This window comes from Stenotrophomonas sp. YJH_SMC_29 (assembly GCF_059371235.1).
In genome coordinates this window covers 78,858-100,513 of sequence record NZ_JCAFUK010000010.1, presented here as the reverse complement: position 1 = coordinate 100,513, position 21,656 = coordinate 78,858, and the positions used below count along the sequence as shown (strand labels likewise).

The window sequence follows — 21,656 nt, the reverse complement described above, 5'->3', positions numbered from 1 at the left end:
ATGTTCAAGCAACTGTGGGCCACCAAGCATCCGCATGCCGCCCATGAAGACGCCAACGGCCTGAGCCTGCGTCGCCACCTTGGCCCCTGGGGGCTGACCGCGCTCGGCATCGGCGCGGTGATCGGCGGAGGCATTTTCGTCATCACCGGCCAGGCCGCCGCCAACCACGCCGGCCCGGCGATCATGCTGTCCTTCGTGCTGGCCGCCATCTGCTGCGCCTTCTGCGCGCTGGCCTATGCCGAATTCGCCTCGATGGTGCCGGTCTCCGGCAGCGCCTACACGTACACCTACGCCACCTTCGGCGAGCTCTCGGCCTGGTTCATCGGCTGGATGCTGGTGCTCGAGTACGGCGTCTCCGCCTCGGCGGTGGCAGTCAGCTGGACCGGTTATTTCCTCAGCCTGCTCAGCCAGTTCGACATCCATCTACCGGCAGCCCTGGTCAGTGCCCCGCTCGACGCGCAGCTGCGCCCGACCGGCGCGATCGCCAACCTGCCCGCCGCCGCGCTCGTGCTGCTGCTGACCTGGCTGTGCTACGTCGGCATCAGCAAGTCCTCGGCGATGAACATGGCGATGGTCGTGCTCAAGACCGGCCTGATCGTGCTGGTCATCGTGGTCGGCTGGAAGTACGTGGACACCAGTAACTGGACTCCGTTCATCCCCGCCAATGAAGGCCCCGGCAAGTACGGCATGGAAGGCGTGCTGCGTGGCGCGGCGATGGTGTTCTTCGCCTACATCGGTTTCGAGGCGGTATCGGTGGCGGCGCAGGAATCGAAGAACCCGCAACGCGACATGCCGATCGGCATGATGCTGTCGCTGGTGATCTGTACCGTGCTGTACATCGCGATGGCCGCGGTGATGACCGGCCTGGTGCCGTTCCAGCTGCTGGGCACCGATGAGCCGGTGGTGACCGCGGTGGCGGCGCATCCCCAGCTCGGCTGGCTGCGCTGGGTGGTCGAGGTCGGCGCGCTGGTCGGCCTGTCTTCGGTGGTGCTGGTGATGATCATCGGCCAGCCGCGCATCTTCATGATCATGGGCCGCGACGGCCTGCTGCCGCCGGTGTTCACCCGGATCCACCCGAAGTACCGCACCCCGCACATCAACACCGTGATCACCGGCATCGGCATCGCGCTGCTGGCGGCGCTGTTCCCGCTGGACATCCTCGGCGAGCTGACCTCGATGGGCACGCTGATCGCGTTCGCCGCAGTCTGTGCCGGCGTGCTGATCCTGCGCCGTACCCAGCCGGACCTGCCGCGCCCGTTCCGCATGCCGATGGCGTGGCTGATCTGCAGCCTGGGCGTGCTGAGCTGCCTGGCACTGTTGTCGGCAATGACGATGCACAACTGGATGCTGATGGGGGTGTGGACGGTCGTCGGCTTCGTGATCTATTTCTGCTACGGCTTCCGGCACAGCCGCCTGCGGGGTCAGTAAGGGGTTTTTGTATTGCAGGGCCTGCGGCCCTGCACCCGCGGGAGCAACGTCAACAGCAACAGCTGGACTGAGGGCTTGGCGGGACGGGTTGGGTTCGCGGGGGACGCCGTAAACCCATCCCTGGGGGCTTGGCCGCGGCATCCATGCCGCGGACACCCCCGCGAACCCAACCCGCCCCACCTCCGAGAGTCCATCGGCGCGTTCAGTAGGTCCACGCCATGCGTGGATGAAACGTTCTCATGAACGAATGTTCCGGAATGAATGCTTCTGTCGAGCGGAGCCATGCTCGGCTGCGAGCAAGCGCAGCGAAGCGACCCGCTTTTCGCTTTTCCTTCTTCACTCCTTGGCAGGCCGCGCGCCGGAACCTGTCAGAGGCGGCGCGGGTGGGCCGTGCAGGGGCGTTGGCGCCATGGATGGCGCCATCGAGCTTACAGGGACGTACTTGCAGCGTCCCCTGCACGGCCCCCCCGCCCCGCCATGAACCGCTCTACACGACCCGTCACAAGGACCTCAGCCGCTGGCCGAATCCAGTAAAATCGCCCACATGAACGCCCCCACCTTCCCGTACGACACCGCCCGCCTGAGCGAACTGGCCCAGCTGCTGATCGACAACGTCCGCGAACTGGCCCAGGCCGGCTGGACCCCGGCCACCAGCAGCAACTTCTCCCACCGCCTGGACGACCGCCACGCGGCGATCACCGTCTCCGGCAAGGACAAGGGCCGCCTGATCGAGGACGACATCATGGTGGTGGACTTCGATGGCAAGGCCGTCGGCCGCCCGCTGCGCCCCTCCGCCGAAACCCTGCTGCACACCCAGCTGTACCGCCGCTTCCCGGAAATCGGCTGCGTACTGCACACCCATTCGCCGGTGCAGACCATTGCCTCGCGCCTGTACGCGCCGCAGGGTCATGTGCACCTGGAAGGCTACGAACTGCTGAAGGCCTTCGCCGGCAACAGCACCCACGAGATGGCCATCGACGTGCCGGTGTTCGCCAATACCCAGGACATGAACGTGCTTTCGCAGCAGGTCGATGACCTGCTCGACCGGCAGAACCTGTGGGGCTACCTGATCGACGGCCATGGCCTGTATGCCTGGGGCCGCGACATGGCCGAGGCGCGCCGCCACCTGGAAGCGTTCGAGTTCCTGTTCCACTGCGAACTGGAGCTGCGCAAGTTGCGCAGCTGAACCGGCGCGCAGGTGCAGATGCCGATCCGGAATCTGCACCCCGCGCCCGCCCTGCTACCCTGTCTTCCCCCCGAGACGTTCAAGCTGCCGCCATGAGCCGACTGCGCATCTACGACGACACCCGCCCCGAATCGCCGCTGCTGGACACCCAGGACGGCGCGGTCATCACTGCCGAACTGCAGAAGATCGGCGTCACCTTCGAGCGCTGGCAGGCCGCCGCGCCGGTCGCGCCGGGCGCCAGCCAGGAGGAAGTGTTCGCCGCCTACCGTGCCGACATCGACCGCCTGGTCGCCGAGCGCGGCTTCAAGAGCGTGGACGTCGCCTCGATCGCCCCGGACAACCCGAACCGCGCCGAGCTGCGCAAGAAGTTCCTCGACGAGCACTTCCACAAGGAGGACGAGGTGCGCTTCTTCGTCGCAGGCTCGGGCCTGTTCACCCTGCACGTGGGGGACAAGGTCTATGAGATCGAGTGCGTGAAGGACGACCTGATCGCCGTGCCCGATGGCACCACCCACTGGTTCGACATGGGCGATGAACCGAGCTTCGTGGCGATCCGCTTCTTCACCGAGCCGGACGGCTGGGTCGGTCATTTCACCGGCACCGACATCGCGCAGAAGTTCCCCCGCTACGTACCCACCCAGGCGTCCTGATCCATGCAGCCCCGCGTCATCCTGACCGATATCGAAGGCACCACCAGCAGCATCTCGTTCGTCAAGAACGTGCTGTTCCCTTATGCCCGCAAAGCGCTGCCCGCGTTCATCGCCGAGCACGGCCAGCAGCCCGACGTCCGCCGCTGGCTGGATGCGGTTGCTGCCGAGATCGGCGGCGCCTGCCAGGACAGCCTGGTGGCCGAGACGCTGCAGGGCTGGATCGACCAGGACCGCAAGCACACCGCGCTGAAAGCGCTGCAGGGGCTGATCTGGGACGAAGGGTACCGTCGTGGCGACTACACCGCGCACTTCTACCCGGAAGTGGCGCCGGTGCTGAAAGGCTGGCATGCCTCCGGCCTGCCGCTGTACGTGTACTCCTCCGGCTCGGTGCCGGCACAGAAGCTGTTCTTCGGGTTCAGCGATGCCGGTGACCTCAGCCCGCTGGTGTCGGGCTGGTTCGATACCGAGATCGGCGGCAAGCGTGAGGCCGACAGCTACCGCCGCATCGTGCAGTCGATCGGCGTGCCCGCCGGCGAGATCCTGTTCCTGTCCGATGTGGTGGAAGAGCTGGATGCCGCCCGTGAAGCCGGCCTGCAGACGCGCCTGATCGACCGCCGCGACGACTACCCGATGCCGCGCACCGGCCAGGCCGCCAATGGCCACGAGCGGGTCGAGAACTTCCAGCAGATCCAGCTGTAAGCAGGAAAAAGGGGACGGAGGGGATTAAGTCGTTTGTGGCACACATGGGCCACAAACGACTTAATCCCCTTCGTCCCCTTTTTTGCTCAACGATCGTTGAGGGTCTTCACCTTCAGCGCTTCGCGCAGCGCTGCCAGGTCCACCGGACCGCGCACCGCGATATCACGGGTTTCACCCGGCAGCAGGTCCAGCAGGTTGTCCTCGACCTGCACGTCCAGCGCGCCGAAGTCGATCCACGCCGCGCGCACGTACGCCGCGCTTGCCAGGCGCAGGCGGTAGTGGTCGCCGTCAATGGCCAACGTGGCCTTGAGTTTCTGCCGCGGCAGCACCTGGTCCTTGGCCTCGACGAATCCGACCACCTGCCGCGCACGCACCGCGCCGTTCTGCAGCAACTCGAACACGGCCACCGTGCGCTTCGGGTCGGCGCCGGCCAGCAGCTCGGCATCGCGGAAATCACCGATCGAGGTGACGCCCTCCGCCGACAGCATCACCGCGTCCTCGCGACGGCGCAGCACCTTGCCATCCACATCCATCACCCGCAGCCGCCAGCGCGCTTCCAGTAAGGCGCCATCATTGATCAGGCGCACCCGCGTCCTGCCCTCATCACGCAATGCCGCCAGCGTGACCGGCGCGAAGAAACGCCGCGCGGCAAAGTGCAGCGCCTTCCAGCGGCCGAAGTAGTCGACGCTGGACCATGAGGCGCCCGGCCAGACGTCGTTGAGCTGCCAGTACAGCGAGCCCATCGTGTACGGCCGCGAGGTGCGATGGTGCAGTGCCGCCAGAGCGATGCCATCGGCCTGCATGACCTGGCTGAGGTAGACGAAGTCCTCGAAGTCCTTCGGCGCACCGTAGCCCAGCTCGATGTAGTGCAGCAGGCGGCTGTTGCCCTCGCCAGCCATGAACTTCTGGTGCGCACGGATCACCGGGCTGTCGATGCGCTGCTCGGCGCGGGTGGCGATCTGGTCCACCGTCGCCACCGACGGCCACGCCTGCAGCCCGTACTCGGACATGAAGCGCGGCGTCTCACCCAGGTAGGCCTGCACCGGCAGCGCCGGATTGCCCCAGACCTGCCAGTAGTGCTTGTCGCCGCGGGTGGAATCGTTGGCCTTCTCGTCCAGATCGTTGCTGGGCGAACTGGACCAGTACGGTACGCCCAGTCCTTCCTCGCCCACCACCTGGCGCAGGTCGTTGCCGAACAGGTCGACATAGCCCTGCCAGACTTTCGCCGCAAATGCCGGGTCGGCCGCCTTCAGGTCGCGGCCGTGGCCCCAGTCCTTCCAGGCGGTTTCTTCCTCGTTGTTGCCACACCACAGCACGATGCTGGGGTGATGGCGCAGCCGGCGCACGTTGTCGCGCGCCTCGGCGACCACGCTGGCGCGGAACGCCGGATCGTAGCCCGGCTGCATGCCGCCACCGAACATGAAGTCCTGCCAGACCAGCAGGCCCAGCTCGTCGGCGATGTCGAAGAACGCGTCGTCCTCGTAGTAGCCACCGCCCCAGTTGCGCAGCATGTTCATGTTGGCGTCGCGCGCGGCGGTCAGCACCTGGCGCAGGCGTGCGGCATCGACGCGTGCGGGGAAGGCATCGAACGGAATCACGTTGGCGCCCTTGGCGAAGTTCGGCACGCCGTTGATGACGAAGGCGAAGCCCTGCCCGCCCTTGCCGTCCTCATCGCGGCGCAGTTCGACCGTGCGCAGGCCGATGCGCTGCTCGCGCACCAGCGTTGCGTCGGCACCGCCATCCAGGCGCGCCTGCACGGTATAGCGATCCTGCGCACCATGGCCGACCGGCCACCACCGCTTCGGTTCCGCCAGTTCAATCGGTAGTTCAACACTGTTCTGTCCGGGCTTCAGCAGTACGGTGCGCTGCTGCTGGGCCACGCTGCGACCCTGCGGATCGCGGACTTCCACATTGACGACCGCAGAACCGGTGGCGCTGCCCTGCTCCACCTGCAGCAGCACCGCCAGCTTCGCCTGCTCCGCGCTCAATGCATCGGTGCGCACCGCAAGATCGGTCAGGCGGTGCGCGTCCCAGGCCTGCAGGTCGATTCCACGCCAGACGCCGGCGGTGACATAGCGCGGACCCCAGTCCCAGCCGAAGTGGTAGGCCGGCTTGCGCGCGAAGTTGCCGACCATCGCGTCCTTCGGCTCGTCCCCATAGGGCGAAGGATAGTTGCCGGCGATCTTGTGCGGCATCGCCTGCACGCCCGGCAGCAGCGTGCGGATCGGTGAGCGGAACACGATCTGCAGTTCATTGTCCCTGACCCGCAGGCGCCCTTCCACGCGCGCGCGCCAGGTCCGGTGCGCGTTGTCCGCGCGCAGCAGCGGCCTGCCGTTGAGGCTGACTTCGGCATAAGTGTCCAGCCCGTCGAAGCGCAGTTCGGCATTGGGCTTGGCCAGCGTCGCCGCGTCCACGTCGAAGCGCGCGCGGTACTCCCAGGCCGCCAGGCCGATCCACTGCAGCTCGGCTTCGGGCGCACCCACGTACGGGTCTCGGATCAGCGCATGCGCCAGCAGGTCGGTGTGCACGCTGCCCGGCACCGTGGCCGCACGCCACTGCTGCAGGCCCGGTTGCGCGGCGCCCTGCGCGTCGCCGGGCAACATGCGGAATTCCCACTGTGCCTGCAGAGGCGCTGCAGCTACCGGGAAGGTGGAGGCTGCGATCAGCAGCAGGAGCAGACGGACAACGAGGGAAAGACGATGCACGCGGAGCTCCTGTTTTTCCGCCGGGCATGGCCCGGCGCTACCGATTTCGGATTGCCAGGCATGGTCTGGCACTACTGCATTCGAACGATCTTCAACGCACGACGTTCAACACTTCGTAGCACGCACCCATGGTGTGGTAATCCACCTTGCCGGCCGGGCTTTTCTCGTCGCTGTACTTGCGGTTGTCAGCATCGAGGATGCGGAACCAGGCGCCGTACTGATGGTCGACGAAGTGCGCCCACGCGTACGCCCAGATGCGCTCGTACCACTGCCAGTAGCGGTCATCACCGGTGCGCTTGGCCATCAGTGCGGCGGTGGCCAGCGTTTCGGCCTGCACCCAGAAGTACTTGTCGTCGTCGCAGACGAAGCTGTCGCCACCGATCGGCGCGCCATCCATGCCGGGCTGCCGGCGCAATTCCGGTGCGAAGCCGTAGTACAGGCCGCCGCGGGCATCGTCCCAGCTGCGCGCCACGGCCACGTCGAACAGGTGCTGCGCGGTCGGCACCAGCCAGTCCGCCTGCACGTGGCGATCGAGGATCAACAGCAGCTTGGCCCATTCGGTCTGGTGGCCCGGCTGGAAGCCCCACGGTCGGAACAGGTGTTTGGGGTTGTCCAGGTTGTAGTCCCAGTCGATCTCCCAGTTCTCATCGTAGTGCTCCCAGACCAGCCCGCCGGCCTTGGCCGCCTGGCGGCGGGTCATGTTGTCGGCCAGCTGCAGCGCACGCTCGACATAGCGCTGCTCGCCACTGGCCTCGAACGCCGCCAGCATCGCCTCGCACATGTGCATGTTGGCGTTCTGTCCACGGTAGCCGGTGAAGTTCCACTGGCCGTCCGCTTCATCCTTGTAGAGCCCGTGCTGCGGCTCCCAGAAGCGCGTTTCCAGCAGCTGCCAGGTTTCGTCCATCCACGCGCGCGCCTGTTCGATGCCTGCCTTCAGTGCGCAGCTGTAGGCCAGCAGCACGAAGGCCACGCCGTAGCAGTGGTTCATATCGTCCTCGACCTTGCCATCACGCAGGGTCCAGGCATAGCCGCCGGTGGCGGGGTTGCGGTGCACCTCGCGCAGGTAGCGCACGCCGTGCTCGACCGCGTCGCGGTACTCGGCATTGCCGAACTCGCGGTAAGCCATCGCATAGTTGAAGACGAAACGGGTGCTGCTCACCAGGTGGCGATGGCTGGCATCGTAGATGCTGCCGTCGTCACGGAAGTAGTGGAAGAAGCCACCGTTGGGATCGATGCAGCGCGGGTGGTAGAACGCCATGGTGTCGGCGATGTGCGCACGCAGGAACGCGGGCGAACGGAAATCGGGCGAAGGGCTCATGCGGTAATGTCCTGTGCCTGCAGCAGCTGCTGCACTTCATCGAGCGAGGGCATCGCGGCGAACGCGCCCTTGCGGGTAACAGCCAGCGCGCCGACCGCAGCGCCGAAGCGCAGCGTGGCGGTGATCGCCTCGGGGTCCTGGCAGAAGGCGGCAAAACCGGCACCGGCACCGCCGCGTTCCAGCAGCCCAACCAGCACGCCACCGACGAACGCGTCGCCCGCCGCCGTGGTGTCGACCGTAGCCACGCGGAAGCTGGTCACCGTGCCGTGGTTGTCGCGGGTGTACCAGTGCAGCGTGGCCGCACCGTCGGTGACGATCACCCAGCGCGCCTGCGCAGCCAGCAGGCGCCGCAGCACCGTTGCCTCGCCGTCGGCACCCAGCGGCGCAGCCAGGTAGTCCAGCTCCTCGCGCGACAGCTTGACCAGGTCAGCGCGTTCCAGTGCCTGCCACAGCCGCGGCGTCGGATCTTCGTTGGCGGGCCACAGTGCCGGGCGCAGGTTGAGGTCCAGGCTGACCACCGCACCGGCGGCACGGGCGCGGTCCATGCCGGCGAAGGTCGCCCCGGCGATGGCCGGCTCGGTCAGGCTGTTGGAACAGACGTGGAAGCACTGCGCGCTGTCCAGGCACGCGGCCTGGAAATCGCTGTCACGGAACAGCAGGTCGGCCGCCGGCGGCCGGTAGAAGCTGAAGCTGCGCTCGCCATTGGCATCCAGGGCCACGAAGGCCAGTGCGGTCTTGGCCGCGTCGGTGCGCACGATGTAATCGGTACCCACGCCGTGCTCGACCAGGCTGTCGGCCAGGAAGTCACCGAACATGTCGCGGCCCAGCATGCCGACGAACTGGGTCTTCGCGCCCAGCCGTGCAGCCGCCACGGCGACGTTGGCCGGTGCACCGCCGGCGTACTGCAGGAATGCGCGCGGCGTGTCGGCCGAGGCCGGCGGCTGCGCTAGTAGATCGATCAAAATTTCGCCGAAGCAGACAATGGCACCCATTCCGGACTCAGCCTCCCTGCGTTGCGGAGGCCGGCGTACGTGCGCCGACCAGTCCGTAGAAAATGATGTAGCCGTAGCACAGCAGCGGCAGGATGAAGCTGGCCTGCACACCGATGTGGTCGGCCAGCACGCCCTGCAGGTACGGCACCACGGCACCGCCGACGATGGCCATGATCAGCAGGCTGGAGCCCTTGTTGGTCAGCGGGCCCAGGCGCTCGATGCTCAGCGCGAAAATAGTGGGGAACATGATCGAATTGAACAGGCCGATCGCCACCACCGAGTACAGCGCGATGTTGCCGGAGGTCAGCATGGTGGTGACCAGCAGCGCCACGTTGACCAGCGCGAAGATCGCCAGCAGGCGGCTCGGCGAGAAGCGCGCCAGCAGGGCGGAGCCTGCGAAGCGGCCGATCATCGCCATCGTCCAGTAGGCCGACACGTAGTGCGTGGCTTCCTGTTCGCTGAAGCCACCGATGTTGGGCATCGACAGGTAGTTGACCAGGAAGCTGCCGATCGACACTTCGGCGCCGACGTAGAAGAAGATGCCCAGCACGCCCAGCAGCAGGTGGCGCTTGCGCAGCGCATCCAGGTAGCTGTGGTGGTGGCCCTGGTCGGCCTGCTCGGTGGCGTCGCTCAGCGCCGGCAGGCGGAACAGGAACACGAACAGCGCCAGCAGCACCAGCGCCACGGCCAGGCCCACGTACGGACCCTGCACCGCCTGCGCCTCGGCGGCACGGTAGGCCAGCTGCTCGGCGGCCGGCAGCGCCGCGATGTCGTCAGCGCTCTTGACCGTGTTGGACAGGATCAGCATGCCACCGAAGATCGGCGCGATGGCGGTACCCAGCGAGTTCAGCGCCTGTGCCAGGGTCAGGCGGCTGGAGCTGGTCTGCTCCGGGCCCAGCAGCGCGACATAGGGGTTGGCGGCCACCTGCAGCACGGTAATGCCGGTGGCCAGCACGAACAGGGCACCGAGGAAGGCGCCATAGACGCGCAGTTCGGCCGCCGGCCAGAAGCCCAGCGCGCCGATGCCGGCGATCACCAGGCCGGCCACGATGCCCTTCTTGTAACCCAGCGCCGCCACCAGCCGACCGGCCGGCAGCGACATCAGGAAATAGGTGCCGAAGAAGGTGAACTGCACCAGCATCGCCTTGGCGTAGTTCAGTTCGAACACCGCCTTCAGGTGCGGGATCAGGATGTCATTGAGGCAGGTCAGGAAGCCCCACATGAAGAAGATCGTGGTGACGACAGCCAGCGCCTTGCCGTTGGTGACGGCGGGTGCGTTGCCCGAAGAACCCGATGGACGGGGCGTTGCGGAGATCGGCATGCGGTACGCGCCTCGATGCGCGGAAGGTCGTTGTTGCGTGGAAGGGGTATGCGGAAGGAATCAGTTCGGTCGTGCGGCACTGCTTTCGCGGATGCGCAGCTGCACCGGCGCGACCGTGCGCCGCGGTGGCGCATCCGGTTCGTCCAGCCGTTGCAGCAGCAGCGCCGCAGCCTGGCGGCCACGCTCGCGCGGATCGGCGGTAAGCGTGGTCAATGGCGGTACCGCCACCGCCGCCTCGGAAATGTCATCGAAGCCGGTCACGGCGAAATCGCCGCCCGGACGGATGCCGCGCGAGTTCAAGCCCAGCATCAGGCCCAGCGCGACGGTGTCGTTGTAGCAGACCGCCGCACTTGGCCGATGACCGTCGGCGAAGAGTTCATCGGTGCGCGCTGCCGCTTCCAGGCGGTTCGGCGCCGACTCGATCATCCAACCCGGCGGCAGCGACAGCCCGGCCTCGGCCAGCGCCTGCTGGAAACCGGCGCGGCGCTGGTGGCAGGAACTGGATGCGGCGTGGCCGCCGAAGAAGGCGATCTGGCGATGGCCGCGCTCGATCAGGTGGCGCGTGGCCAGATAGGCGCCGTGCTGGTTGTCCAGGGTCAGGAAGTCCCAGTCAGCCCCGGCCAGTTCGCGGTTGAACAGCAGCACGTTGGCATTGGCGCCCAGCGCCTGCCGCAACTGCGCGGTGTCGCTGCCCTCGGCCGGCGACAGGATCAGGCCGGCCGGGGTGTGCTCCATCAGCGTGGACAGCACCGCCTGCTGGCGCTCCGGCGATTCCCCGGTGCTGCCCAGCAGCGTCACGTAACCGCGCCCGCCCAGCGCCTCGTCCACGCCGGACGCGAATTCGGCGAAGAACGGGTTGGACAGGTCGTTGATCACCAGCGCAATGCTCGACGAGGTGCGCCGGCGCAGGTTGGCCGCCGCGCGGTTGTAGACATAGCGCTGGCGGCGCAGCTCGGCCTCGACCTTGGCGCGGGTATCGACATTGACCAGCGGGCTGCCGCGCAGCACCAGCGACACGGTTGCCCGTGACACGCCGATCGCACGCGCGATGTCGGTCACCGTCACCGCCTTGCCGGCGCGCTTGCTGGGACTGCTGCCGTTGTCGTTCATCGTCTTCCCGGACTCCGCTGGAGGCTCAAGCCTAATGGATCAGGGCCGTGTCGTGCCGTGCCGTTCGCTGGGTCACCGCGAACGGCACAGTCCGGCTCAGCGCAGCTGGCTGCCCGGTGCCGCGCACCAGGATACCGGCAGGTCCTTCACCGCCGTGCCCCAGCCCTGCTCCGGCACCTTCGCATCCAGCGCAAAGCGCACGCGCGGGCCCTGCTGCAGGCGGCTCCAGTCCAGCCACACCGGTGCATGCGCCTGGCCATCGACCTGCACGCCCTGCACGTACTGCAGGCGGCGGCCATCGGCGCCCGGCGCGTCGATGCGCAGGGTGCGGCCGTTGCCCATGTCCACTTCCACCTTGCTGAAACGCGGGGTGTGCAGCAGGAACTGGCCGCTGCCCGGCACCGCCGGGTACACGCCGATGGCGCTGAACAGGTACCAGGCCGACATCGTGCCAAGGTCATCGTTGCCGGTCACGCCGTTGGGGGCATTGGTGAACAGCTGCTGCGCCGCACGCACCACGGCCGCGGTCTTCCACGGCTGGCCGATCAGCGTATAAAGCCACGGCGAATGCAGGTCCGGCTCATTGTTCGGGTTGTAGCGGAACTGGTTGTAGTAGCTGTACGGCCCGACCACCCACGCCTTGCGCGCGGCGTTGAGCGGGTCGGCCTGCAGCGCGTCCATGGCGAAGAACGCATCGAGGCGGCGGCCCGCCTGTTCGCGGCCATCCATCGCTTCGACCAGGCCCGGCACGTCCTGCTGCGCCAGCCACTGGTACTGCCACGCCGTGCCCTCGTGGAAACCGTGGTGCGAACGCGGGCTGTAATGGCCGTCGGACGGGGTGTACCACTGGCCATCCTCGGTGCGCGGGCGCGGGAACCCGGTGAAGCCGGTCTCGGCATCGCGCACCTGCGGGTCCCACACCTTGCGCCAGTTGCGGCCGCGCTCACGCAGCGTCGCCGCATCCTGGGCGTGGCCCAGTCCATCGGCCATCTGCGAGAGCGCGCAATCGGCCAGCGCGTACTCCAGCGTGGCCGAGCCACCGTGGTGCGGATCGACGTCCATGCCCTTGGACGGGAATGCGCGGTCATAGGCCACGTAGCCCTTGTCCAGGTAGGTCGGGTTGCCGGAGCGACCGGCCATGCGCGAGTTCAGCGGCGGCGTACCGAAGGCATTGCGGCGCAGCGCATCCCAGGCCTGCGATTCACGCCCCTTGAGCGCACCGAAGCGCCACAGGTCGACCATGAACGGGGTGACCGGATCGCCGGTCATGATGTTGGTCTCGAAGTTGGCATAGCCCCAACGCGGCAGCCAACCGCCCTGCTCATCGATCGCCAGCAGGGTGCGGCCGATGTCGCGCGCCACGTCCGGGCGGGTCAGTGCCAGCCACTGGTTCTGCGCGCGGTAGGTATCCCACAGCGAGAAGTACTCGTAGTAGGTCCAGCCATCGGCACGGTGGATGCCATCGTCATAGCCGCGGTAGCGGCCATCGGCGTCGTTGCCGGTCATCGGCTGCAGCAGCGCGTGGTAGACCGCGCTGTAGAACACGGTGCGGTCATCGGCGGTGCCGCCCTGCACGCGCACCCGGCCCAACTGCTCACGCCAGGCCTGCTGGGACAGCGCGCGCATGCGGTCGAAGCCGAGCAGCGCCCCACCCTGCATGCCTTCCGCGCGCAGGTTCGTGCGCGCGCCTTCGGCATCCACGTGCGAGATCGCGCTGACCGCCGTCACCGACTGGCCCTTGGCCAGGTCGAAGCTGAGCCAGGCACCGTTCGGCTTCTGCTCGCCTTCCATGCTGTGGCGCGCGCCCGGCAGGCCGCCGCCCTCGCCCCAGGTGCCATGCGCCTTGAACGGACGGTCGAACTCGATACGGAACCAGGTGGTGTACTGATGGCCGCCGCAGAAACTCTTGGTGACCAGCTTGCCCTCGACCACGCGGTCGCCGACCACATCGACCACGCTGCCGATCACCGAATGGCGCTCGTTGGCCTGGCCGACGTTGACCAGCACGTGGCCATCGCCACTGCGCTGGCTGAAGGTGTAGCGCTCGGCCGCGGCACGGCTACGCGCAGTCGCCTCGGCATCGATGCCGCCGTAGCTGGTCAGGCGCACCTTGTAGTAGCCGGCCTGGCCGACCTCGCCGTCATGGGTGTAAGCCGAGGCATAGGCCTTGTGGTCGAACTGCTTGGCGTTGCCGGTATCGAAATCACCGCCCGGACCGATCGAGCCGGTCACCGGCAGCACCGACACCTGGCCGCCCTGTTCCCAGCAACCCGCGCCGGACAGGAAGGAGTGGCCGAACCCGCGGATCTTCTCATCGTCATAGCGCCAGCCCGAGTAGTGGCTGCCGATCGGGCTGACCTGGATCAGGCCGAACGGTGCCGACGCACCCGGGAACGTGTTGCCGTCGTCCTTGCTGCCGATGAAGGTGTTGACCTCGCGCTCCAGCGCTGCCGGCGCGGCCTGCAGCAGCATCGGCGCCGCCGACAGCGCAAGCAGGCAGGCCAGGCGCACCAGCGGGCGCGAGGATGATGGGACGGCGGGAGCGGACGGCACTGGACGCATGTCGGGTTCCTGTAGTCGATGGCGCGGAGGCAGACGGCCGGGGCCGTCCGGCAGCGTTCCGCTGAGCCCTGCCCTGACCTGCAGAGAGCTCCCCCTGGAATGACGCCCGACCCATGCGACCGTGAATTTAGATCGATTCAAGTAGAGCATGCGGGTTCAGCCGAATGCATTCTGCGGCGCAGCATGAGGGGGTTCGGCAGGGCTGCGCCCTGCACCCGCGCGTACTGCCGGCTGCTGGCCGGCAACGCCAGAAGCAACAGCAAAAGCCGGCGATCCGTGGGATGGCCGGGTGGGTCCGGTTGCGGGGGGCGCCGTAAATACGTCCATGTAGGCTCGGTCGCCGCATCCATGCGGCTCACGCCCCCGCAACCGGCCCCACCCCGCCTTCGACAGATCTCCGTGATCTGCAATGGATCTCTGACGGATAACGAAAATCGATCCGGGGTCAGATCCGTTTTCCTTTGGAAAACGGATCTGACCCCAGGACCCCATGTCGTTCCAGGATCAGTCCAACCGTCACCGGGAAACTGTCAAAGGTGGGGCGGTGTGGGCTGGCAGGACCGTTGGCGCCATGGATGGCGCCATCGAGCCCCCATGGGTGAGGGCGCTTTGCTTGCGAAGCACTGCTTCGCAAGCGCCCGAACGCCCAGCCGCCAGCGGCTGGGCCGGACCCCGGAGGGGGGGTTACGGCGTGTCCTGCCAGTCCACACCGCCCCGCCAACCCACAGACAACCCCGAGCCGCTTTGGCTTTGGCTTTGGCTGTTGCCGGCCAGCGGCCGGCACTACCCCCGCAGGTGCAGGGCGCAGCCCTGCCGACCCCCTCTTCCCTGCGCACGAAAACGATTTCACTGATTTCAGCAAACCGTCATCCCTTCGCCACGCCAGTACCATATTGCGCAGCAGCATGCGCCTGCGGGCGACCCGTGCTAAAAATCGCCCGCCCATCGCTTAGATCGATCCAAGACGACGCCGCGATGGCCGGGAGTTGGGGGACCAGCAACAGGACGTACCAGGCCACACGCGCGGTGCTGCTGCCACTGCATGGCGACCGCCGCAAAGTCACTTCAAATTAGATCGATTCAAGTTGTCCGTGCCACGTCACCGGATCAATCCAGGAGAGAGGGAGAGATGGGAATGAAGCATTCAACACGTACGCACGGCCAGGACGCATTGTCGCTGGCCATCGCGCTGGCCCTGGCTGCCGCCGTCATTCCGGCAGGCGCCGCCGCGCAGCAGGCCTCGTCCACCGGCACGCAGGATGCCACGACTCTGGACAGCGTCCAGGTCACCGGCTACCGCTACGCCATTGAAAAGAGCCTCGAGCAGAAGCGCGATGCCAACGCCGTGGTCGAAGTGATCACCGCCGAAGACGTCGGCAAGTTCCCCGACAAGAACGTGGCCGACGCCTTGCAGCGCGTGCCCGGCGTGGTCATCACCCGCAGCGGTGGCGAAGGCAAGAGCGTCAGCGTGCGCGGCCTTGCACCGGACCTGACCCTGACCCAGTTGAACGGCAACTTCGTCGCCTCGTCGGAGACCAACAACGAAGCGACCCGCTCCTTCAACTACACCCTGCTGCCGTCGAACATGCTGTCCAGCGCCGAGCTGTTCAAGTCGCCGGAAGCCCGCATCGACGAAGGCGGCATCGGCGGCACGGTCATCCTGCATACCCGCCGTCCGCTCGACATGGAATCCAACTCCGGCTACGTGAACCTGGAGGGCACCACCTCCGACACCAGCCACGACGTTGATCCGCAGGTGTCGGCGCTGTATTCCTGGCACAGCAAGGACGAGCGCTTCGGCGTGCTGGTCGGCGTGACCCAGCAGAAGCGCACTACCCGCACCATGGAAGCCAGTACCGAGGACTACCAGTGGTACGGCAACGGCACCACCGCCCGCGATGCCAACGGCAACCTGCTGGAGCAGGATGGCATCCACTACTGGTGGGGCCAGTCCGGCTTCAACAACCAGACTGGCAAGAACTACAGCGAGTTCTTCATGCCGACCTCGGTGAACTTCGCGGTGAAGGAAGAGAAGCGCGAACGCAAGGGCGGGCAGCTGACCTTCCAGTTCAAGCCGGTCGACAACGTCACGATGACGGCCAACTACTTCCGCTTCGAACTGCAGGGTGACTACACCCAGAACATGCTGAAGGTGCCGGAGTGGAACCTGGCCCGCTACAACCAGGACGGCAACTGGGCCGGCGGCCGCCTGCTCAATGGCCTCGACTTCGATCCGAGCGGCAGCATCGTCACCGGCGCGCAGTACCAGAAGCTGGCCGGCAAGACCTACTACTGCAGCGAGGATGAAGCGGCTGCGGCCGGCCTCAAGCCCGGTGGCTGGGGCCCGGACGACTGCACCATCCCCACCCCGCAGCTCACCGGCGGCTATAGCAAGGAAAAGGCGCTGTCGCAGACTGCGGACCTGACCATTGACTGGGACATCAGCCCGCTCTGGAAAGCCTCGTTCACCGGCGGCCGCACCTGGTCCGAAGGTGGCCCGTCGATGAACTTCCGCATGTCGGCCAAGCCGCGCCGCAAGGTTGGCAACCAGTGGCAGTCCGGCAACCAGTACACCGCGTGGGACCTCACCGGCACGCCGTCGGTGCAGTTCTCGCCCGACCTGCAGCAGCAGCTGATGGCCGGCATCGCCGAAGTCGATACCGGTTCCACCGACTCGTCGTGGATGCAGACCGAAGTCAAGCAGAACTACTTCCAGGCAGACGTCACCAAGCTGTTCGAGGCGGGTTGGCTGGACTCGATCCAGTTCGGCGCCAAGTACCGCGACGGCAAGGTCCACCGCAACACCGGCAACACCTACTGGGTGTGCCCGGGCCTGGACCCGTCCGACTACGACAACAACCGCTACCAGGCCGGTTGCGATCCGACCGCTGGCAACGCGCAGCCGGGCTTCTTCCTGTCCAACCCGATCAGCAACATCACCGGCGCCTTCAACGCCAATGTATTCCCGGGCATCAACTACCCGGCCTACATCGATTACCTGAACAAGACCTACGGCGGCTCGCACAACCGCACCGAGGAAGACTTCGTCTACGACGTCAACGAGAAGATCTACTCCGGCTACTTCCAGGCCAACTTCCGCACCGAGCGCGTGCGCGGCAACGTCGGCGTGCGCGTGGTGCGCACCAAGCAGTTCGCCCAGTCCAGCGACTCGGTCGAGCGCTTCAACGACTACTTCGTCGACAACGCCAGCGGCGCACCGATGAGCTGCGATGATCCGGCCGCCGATCCGAACCTGCGCTGCCAGGGTGGCTTCGTCCGCCTGCCCGACGCCCAGGTGCGCGACAAGGTGTACGCGCTGTCGTCGCTGGAAAAGACCTATACCGACGTGCTGCCCAGCTTCAACATCGCCTGGGACATCACCGACAACCTGGTGCTGCGCGGCGCGGCGTCGAAGGTGGTCGCGCGCCCGAGCTACACCAGCATCGCCTATCCCGGTGGCCTGCGTTACATCAGCGAGGAGTACGCCAACGATCGCCGCGTCACCGGCGGCACCGACACGCCCGGCTGGTACGGCTCGGGCAGCAACAAGGCGCTGGAGCCGTTCAAGGCGGTCCAGTTCGACCTGGGCCTGGAGTGGTACTTCAAGCCGGGCGCGGTCGCGGGTGTTTCGCTGTTCCGCAAGAACGTGGACAACTTCACCGTGCCGGTGGTGCGCGACCAGCAGATGAACGTCGGCGGGCAGTCGGTCACCGTGCAGAAGTACGAGACCCAGGCCAACGGCCGCGATGGCGTTTCGCAGGGCGTGGAACTGTATGGCCAGTACACCTTCGACTTCGGTCTGGGTGTGCAGGCCAACTACACCTACAACGACACCAATCTGGCCTCGATCGTGCTGGACGGCGAGGAAATCGGCTCCTCGCCGCTGGTCGGCAGCGCCAAGAACCAGGCCAACGTCACCGTGTTCTACGAGAACGACAAGTTCCTGGCGCGTGCCTCGTACAACCGTCGCGGTGAAGTGGTCGGCGGCCTGAACAATGGCATGACCACCTACACCAAGCCGTACAGCCAGCTTGACCTGAACGTGGCCTACAACCTCACCCCGGACTGGACGGTGACCGCTGCCGTGCTGAACGCCACCAAGTCCGAGCTGCGCAGCTACATCGGCAACGACAGCCAGGCCCGCCTGCTGTCCAACCTGTACGCCGGCCGCCAGCTGTATTTCGGCGTGAACTGGAAGTTCTGAGGCGGCGCCGGGCCTGCCCGGCGCGCTCTCGCCCCGTTCCGGCGGGGAGGGTCCTCCACGGCAGCCACGCTGGTACAGGTGGCTGCCGTTTTTCATGGATGCATGTTCATGGGCCCCTTGGCCGCCGTCCAGCCCGGCGCTTGACCCTGCCATCGTTGGAAGGTGCAAACTGACTCCACCCCAAGAGCATCGAAGGAGCCACAGATGGAATTCCATGTCGACGGCATGACCTGCGGCGGCTGCGCACGCAGCGTGACCCGCGCGATCCAGCAGATCGATCCGAATGCCCGCGTAGTCGCTGACCCGCCGAGCGGCCTGGTCAAGGTGCAGACCACCGCGTCGCAGGAACAGGTGTTCGCCGCGGTGAACGATGCAGGTTTCCCGCCGCGCAGCGCCTGATCCCCTGCCCGGCATCCACAACGAAGCCCGCCCCGTGCACTGTCACAGGGCGGGCTTTTCAATGCATGCGAACATGAAAACTCAGTGCTTGCGCGCGCGGCGGCGCACCGCGCCGGTCTTGGCCGCTTGCACCGGCAGCGGAGCCTCATCGTCTTCACCCAGCCGCTGCAGGATCGGGCATTCCGGGCGCTCATCGCCGGCACAGCAGCGGATCAGCGATTTCAGCGTGTCGGCCATCTGCCGCATGTGCTCGATGCGCTGTTCCAGGTCGGCGATGTGCTGCTCGGCCAGCTGCTTGACGTCGGCGCTGTGGCGCGACGTGTCGTTCCACAGGCCCAGCAGGTCGCCGATCTCGGCCACCTGGAAGCCGAGATCGCGCGCGCGGCGGATGAAGCGCAGGCGATGGATGTCGGCCTGCGAATACGCCCGATAGCCCGACTCCGTTCTATCCGCCGCAGGAATCAGGCCGATCTGTTCGTAGTAGCGGATCATCTTCGCCGACACGCTGGAGGCCTTGGCGGCTTCACCGATGTTCATGCGGATCTCCTTCAGTAGGTCGCAACGGCGGCATCGGCCATCGGTGGCTGGAAGCGGCGCAGGCGCAGTGCGTTGCCCAGCACGAACACACTGGACAGCGCCATTGCACCGGCCGCGAACACCGGCGACAGCAGCACGCCCCAGACCGGGTACAGCACGCCGGCGGCCACCGGAATCAACGCGGTGTTGTAGGCAAAGGCCCAGAACAGGTTCTGCCGGATGTTGCCCAGCGTCGCCTTCGATAGCGCAATGGCGTTCGGTACGCCCTGCAGGTTGCCCGACATCAGCACCACATCAGCCGATTCCACCGCGATATCGGTACCGGTGCCAATGGCCAGGCCGACATCGGCCTCGGCCAGTGCTGGCGCGTCATTGATACCGTCGCCGACGAAGGCGATCTGGCCGTAGGTGGACTTCAAGCGACGCACCGCTTCGACCTTGCCTTCCGGCAGCACCTCGGCCACGACCTCGTCGATGCCCAGCTGGCGCGCGATCGCCTGCGCGGTGGCAGCGTTGTCGCCGGTGATCATCGCCACCTTCAGGCCCAGCTGATGCAGCGCCGCGATCGCCGCCGGGGTGCTCGGCTTGATCGGATCGGACACCGCGATGATCGCGGCCAGGCGTCCATCGATGGCCACGTACATCGGTGACTTGCCCTGCGCGCCAAGTTCCGCCGCCAATGCTGCGAATGCCGTGATGTCCACGCCCAGCTCGCGCATGAAGCGATCGGCACCGACCTCCACCCGAGCACCCTCGACACTGGCCCGCACGCCCATGCCGGTGACCGATTCGAAATCGACCAGCGATGGCAGCACAATGCCCTGCCCGGTCGCGGCGTCAACGATCGCGCGGGCAATCGGATGCTCCGAGCGCGATTCCACCGCGGCAACCGCCGCCAGTACGGCGTCGCGCTCGAAACCGGCGGCAACGTCCAGATCGGTCAGGCGCGGGCGTCCTTCGGTCAGCGTGCCGGTCTTGTCCACGGCCACGACCTGCGCGTCCTTCAGCAACTGCAGCGCCTCGCCCTTGCGGAACAGCACGCCCATCTCGGCGCCACGGCCGGTACCGACCATGATCGAGGTCGGTGTGGCCAGTCCCATCGCGCAAGGGCAGGCAATGATCAGCACCGCCACCGCATTGACCAGCGCGAAGCTCAGCGCCGGCGAGGGCCCGAAGACCAACCAGACCACGAAGGTCGCCAGCGCGGCCAGCATCACCGCGGGCACGAACCACAACGTCACCTTGTCGACCACCGCCTGGATCGGCAGCTTCGAGCCCTGCGCCTGTTCCACCATGCGGATGATCTGCGCCAGCATGGTCTGCGCGCCCACCGCCGTGGCGCGAACCGTCAGCGCGCCCGTCTGGTTGACCGTGCCACCGACCACGCTGCTGCCCGGCTGCTTCTCGACCGGGATCGGCTCGCCGCTGATCATCGACTCGTCGATGAAGCTGCGGCCTTCAACCACCTCGCCGTCCACCGGCACGCGCTCGCCCGGACGCACTTCCACCACGTCGCCGCTCAGCACTTCATTGACCGGGACATCCACCGTTCGGCCGTCACGGATCACATGGGCGACCTTGGCCTGCAGGTTGACCAGGCGCTTGATCGCCTCGGAGGTACGCCCCTTGGCACGCGCCTCCAGGAAGCGGCCGAGCAGGATCAGCGCCACGATCACCGCCGCCGCTTCGTAGTAGACGTTCACCGTGCCCGCCGGCAGCAGCCTTGGCAGGAACGTGGCCACCACCGAGTAGCCGAATGCCGCGGCGGTACCCACCGCGACCAGCGAGTTCATGTCCGGCGCACGCCGCAGCAATGCGGGCACGCCCTTCTGGTAGAAGCGACGGCCGGGAACGGCCAGCACCAGCGCGGTCAGCACGAACTGCAGGTACCAGCTGGCCTGCATGCCGATCGTGGACATCACCCATGCGTGCATGCCGGGGATCAGGTGCGAGCCCATTTCCAGCACGAACACTGGCAATGCCAGCGCCGTGGCCACGATCAGGTCGCGCTTCAGCTCCGCGCGCTCGGCATCCTTCTTTTCCGCCGCTTCGTCATCGGACTGCACACCCGCCTCGATCACGCGTGCGTCATAGCCGGCCTTGTCGATCGCGGCGACCAGCGCCGCAGCATCCGCCACGCCACGCACGGTCGCACGCTCGGTGGCCAGGTTCACGCTGGCCTGGCTGACGCCTGGCACGGCCAACAGCGCACGTTCGACACGGCCCACGCAGGACGCACAGGTCATGCCCTCGACCGACAGCTCAGTGGTACCGGCGGGCACGTCATAGCCCGCCCGCTCCACCGCCTGGATCAGCGCTGCGCGATCGACCGGGCCCGACGGGCGGATGTCCGCCCGCTCGGTGGCCAGGTTCACCGCGACACTTCCCACGCCCTCGACCCTGGACAGTGCCGCTTCGACCCTGCCCACGCAGCTGGCGCAGGTCATGCCCTCGATCGGTAGGCTGATCGGGGCGCTAGTGGGGACGGCAGTGGCGCGTGGCGTGCTCATGATCAGATTCCCGGGATTCCTTCTGGATGCGGACA

General features: G+C 66.9%; 14 protein-coding genes. 6 read left to right on the top strand and 8 right to left on the bottom strand.

Translation table 11 applies throughout. The features are described 5' to 3' along the window. From AC5P9I_RS12695 to mtnC, 4 genes are all read left to right on the top strand, one after another. Entirely contained in the window at positions 1-1,428 is a 1,428-nt protein-coding gene (locus AC5P9I_RS12695) for an amino acid permease (protein WP_130768138.1), read from the top strand. 544 nt (positions 1,429-1,972) lie between these two features. Next, positions 1,973-2,614, top strand: a complete 642-nt coding sequence (locus tag AC5P9I_RS12690; RefSeq protein ID WP_049464316.1) for a methylthioribulose 1-phosphate dehydratase — start codon at positions 1,973-1,975, stop codon at positions 2,612-2,614. Positions 2,615-2,706: 92 nt separating this feature from the next. Next, positions 2,707-3,264: a 1,2-dihydroxy-3-keto-5-methylthiopentene dioxygenase gene (locus AC5P9I_RS12685; protein WP_049464314.1), complete on the top strand. Its 558-nt coding sequence runs from the start codon at positions 2,707-2,709 to the stop codon at positions 3,262-3,264. 3 nt (positions 3,265-3,267) lie between these two features. Next, entirely contained in the window at positions 3,268-3,963 is a 696-nt protein-coding gene (gene mtnC / locus AC5P9I_RS12680) for an acireductone synthase (protein WP_053462819.1), read from the top strand. A gap of 86 nt (positions 3,964-4,049) precedes the next feature. On the opposite strand, the gene AC5P9I_RS12675 is transcribed toward mtnC, so the two are convergent. From AC5P9I_RS12675 to AC5P9I_RS12650, 6 genes are all read right to left on the bottom strand, one after another. Continuing rightward, complete coding sequence (locus AC5P9I_RS12675) at positions 4,050-6,668, bottom strand: beta-mannosidase (protein ID WP_130768140.1); 2,619 nt, start codon at positions 6,666-6,668, stop codon at positions 4,050-4,052. A 91-nt stretch (positions 6,669-6,759) separates the two neighbouring features. Next, positions 6,760-7,986, bottom strand: coding sequence for an AGE family epimerase/isomerase (locus AC5P9I_RS12670; protein ID WP_130768141.1), 1,227 nt, complete (start codon positions 7,984-7,986; stop codon positions 6,760-6,762). Beyond that, positions 7,983-8,978 carry a carbohydrate kinase family protein gene (locus AC5P9I_RS12665; RefSeq protein ID WP_103282978.1) on the bottom strand — a complete coding sequence of 332 codons (996 nt, stop codon included), beginning with the start codon at positions 8,976-8,978 and terminating at the stop codon, positions 7,983-7,985. The genes AC5P9I_RS12670 and AC5P9I_RS12665 overlap by 4 nt, the downstream gene beginning before the upstream one ends. A 7-nt stretch (positions 8,979-8,985) precedes the next feature. After that, positions 8,986-10,299 (bottom strand): L-fucose:H+ symporter permease, encoded by a 1,314-nt coding sequence (fucP, locus tag AC5P9I_RS12660; RefSeq protein WP_049464304.1) that lies wholly within the window; start codon positions 10,297-10,299, stop codon positions 8,986-8,988. A gap of 60 nt (positions 10,300-10,359) precedes the next feature. Continuing rightward, positions 10,360-11,409, bottom strand: coding sequence for a LacI family DNA-binding transcriptional regulator (locus tag AC5P9I_RS12655; RefSeq protein WP_014646964.1), 1,050 nt, complete (start codon positions 11,407-11,409; stop codon positions 10,360-10,362). A gap of 96 nt (positions 11,410-11,505) precedes the next feature. Then, positions 11,506-13,971, bottom strand: coding sequence for a GH92 family glycosyl hydrolase (locus AC5P9I_RS12650; RefSeq protein ID WP_130768142.1), 2,466 nt, complete (start codon positions 13,969-13,971; stop codon positions 11,506-11,508). A gap of 1,129 nt (positions 13,972-15,100) precedes the next feature. On the opposite strand from AC5P9I_RS12650, the gene AC5P9I_RS12645 reads away from it, so the two are divergent. Continuing rightward, positions 15,101-18,175, top strand: coding sequence for a TonB-dependent receptor (locus tag AC5P9I_RS12645; protein ID WP_130768143.1), 3,075 nt, complete (start codon positions 15,101-15,103; stop codon positions 18,173-18,175). 204 nt (positions 18,176-18,379) lie between these two features. Next, the gene (locus AC5P9I_RS12640) at positions 18,380-18,574 is read left to right on the top strand and encodes a heavy-metal-associated domain-containing protein (RefSeq protein WP_049471345.1); all 195 of its coding nucleotides are present in this window, start codon (positions 18,380-18,382) and stop codon (positions 18,572-18,574) included. 81 nt (positions 18,575-18,655) lie between these two features. Here AC5P9I_RS12640 and cueR read toward each other — a convergent pair whose 3' ends face one another. Further along, positions 18,656-19,111 (bottom strand): Cu(I)-responsive transcriptional regulator, encoded by a 456-nt coding sequence (cueR, locus tag AC5P9I_RS12635; protein ID WP_130768144.1) that lies wholly within the window; start codon positions 19,109-19,111, stop codon positions 18,656-18,658. An 11-nt stretch (positions 19,112-19,122) separates the two neighbouring features. Then, complete coding sequence (locus tag AC5P9I_RS12630) at positions 19,123-21,621, bottom strand: heavy metal translocating P-type ATPase (protein ID WP_130768145.1); 2,499 nt, start codon at positions 21,619-21,621, stop codon at positions 19,123-19,125. Positions 21,622-21,656: the final 35 nt, after the last annotated feature.

What these genes read in the sequence shown, in the direction of transcription:
- AC5P9I_RS12695 (WP_130768138.1), top strand. Translation starts at nt 1, where the DNA reads ATGTTCAAGCAACTGTGGGCCACCAAGCATCCGCATGCCGCCCATGAA.
- AC5P9I_RS12690 (WP_049464316.1), top strand. Translation starts at nt 1,973, where the DNA reads ATGAACGCCCCCACCTTCCCGTACGACACCGCCCGCCTGAGCGAACTG.
- AC5P9I_RS12685 (WP_049464314.1), top strand. Translation starts at nt 2,707, where the DNA reads ATGAGCCGACTGCGCATCTACGACGACACCCGCCCCGAATCGCCGCTG.
- mtnC (WP_053462819.1), top strand. Translation starts at nt 3,268, where the DNA reads ATGCAGCCCCGCGTCATCCTGACCGATATCGAAGGCACCACCAGCAGC.
- AC5P9I_RS12670 (WP_130768141.1), bottom strand. Translation starts at nt 7,986, where the DNA reads ATGAGCCCTTCGCCCGATTTCCGTTCGCCCGCGTTCCTGCGTGCGCAC.
- AC5P9I_RS12665 (WP_103282978.1), bottom strand. Translation starts at nt 8,978, where the DNA reads ATGGGTGCCATTGTCTGCTTCGGCGAAATTTTGATCGATCTACTAGCG.
- fucP (WP_049464304.1), bottom strand. Translation starts at nt 10,299, where the DNA reads ATGCCGATCTCCGCAACGCCCCGTCCATCGGGTTCTTCGGGCAACGCA.
- AC5P9I_RS12655 (WP_014646964.1), bottom strand. Translation starts at nt 11,409, where the DNA reads ATGAACGACAACGGCAGCAGTCCCAGCAAGCGCGCCGGCAAGGCGGTG.
- AC5P9I_RS12650 (WP_130768142.1), bottom strand. Translation starts at nt 13,971, where the DNA reads ATGCGTCCAGTGCCGTCCGCTCCCGCCGTCCCATCATCCTCGCGCCCG.
- AC5P9I_RS12645 (WP_130768143.1), top strand. Translation starts at nt 15,101, where the DNA reads ATGGGAATGAAGCATTCAACACGTACGCACGGCCAGGACGCATTGTCG.
- AC5P9I_RS12640 (WP_049471345.1), top strand. Translation starts at nt 18,380, where the DNA reads ATGGAATTCCATGTCGACGGCATGACCTGCGGCGGCTGCGCACGCAGC.
- cueR (WP_130768144.1), bottom strand. Translation starts at nt 19,111, where the DNA reads ATGAACATCGGTGAAGCCGCCAAGGCCTCCAGCGTGTCGGCGAAGATG.
- AC5P9I_RS12630 (WP_130768145.1), bottom strand. Translation starts at nt 21,621, where the DNA reads ATGAGCACGCCACGCGCCACTGCCGTCCCCACTAGCGCCCCGATCAGC.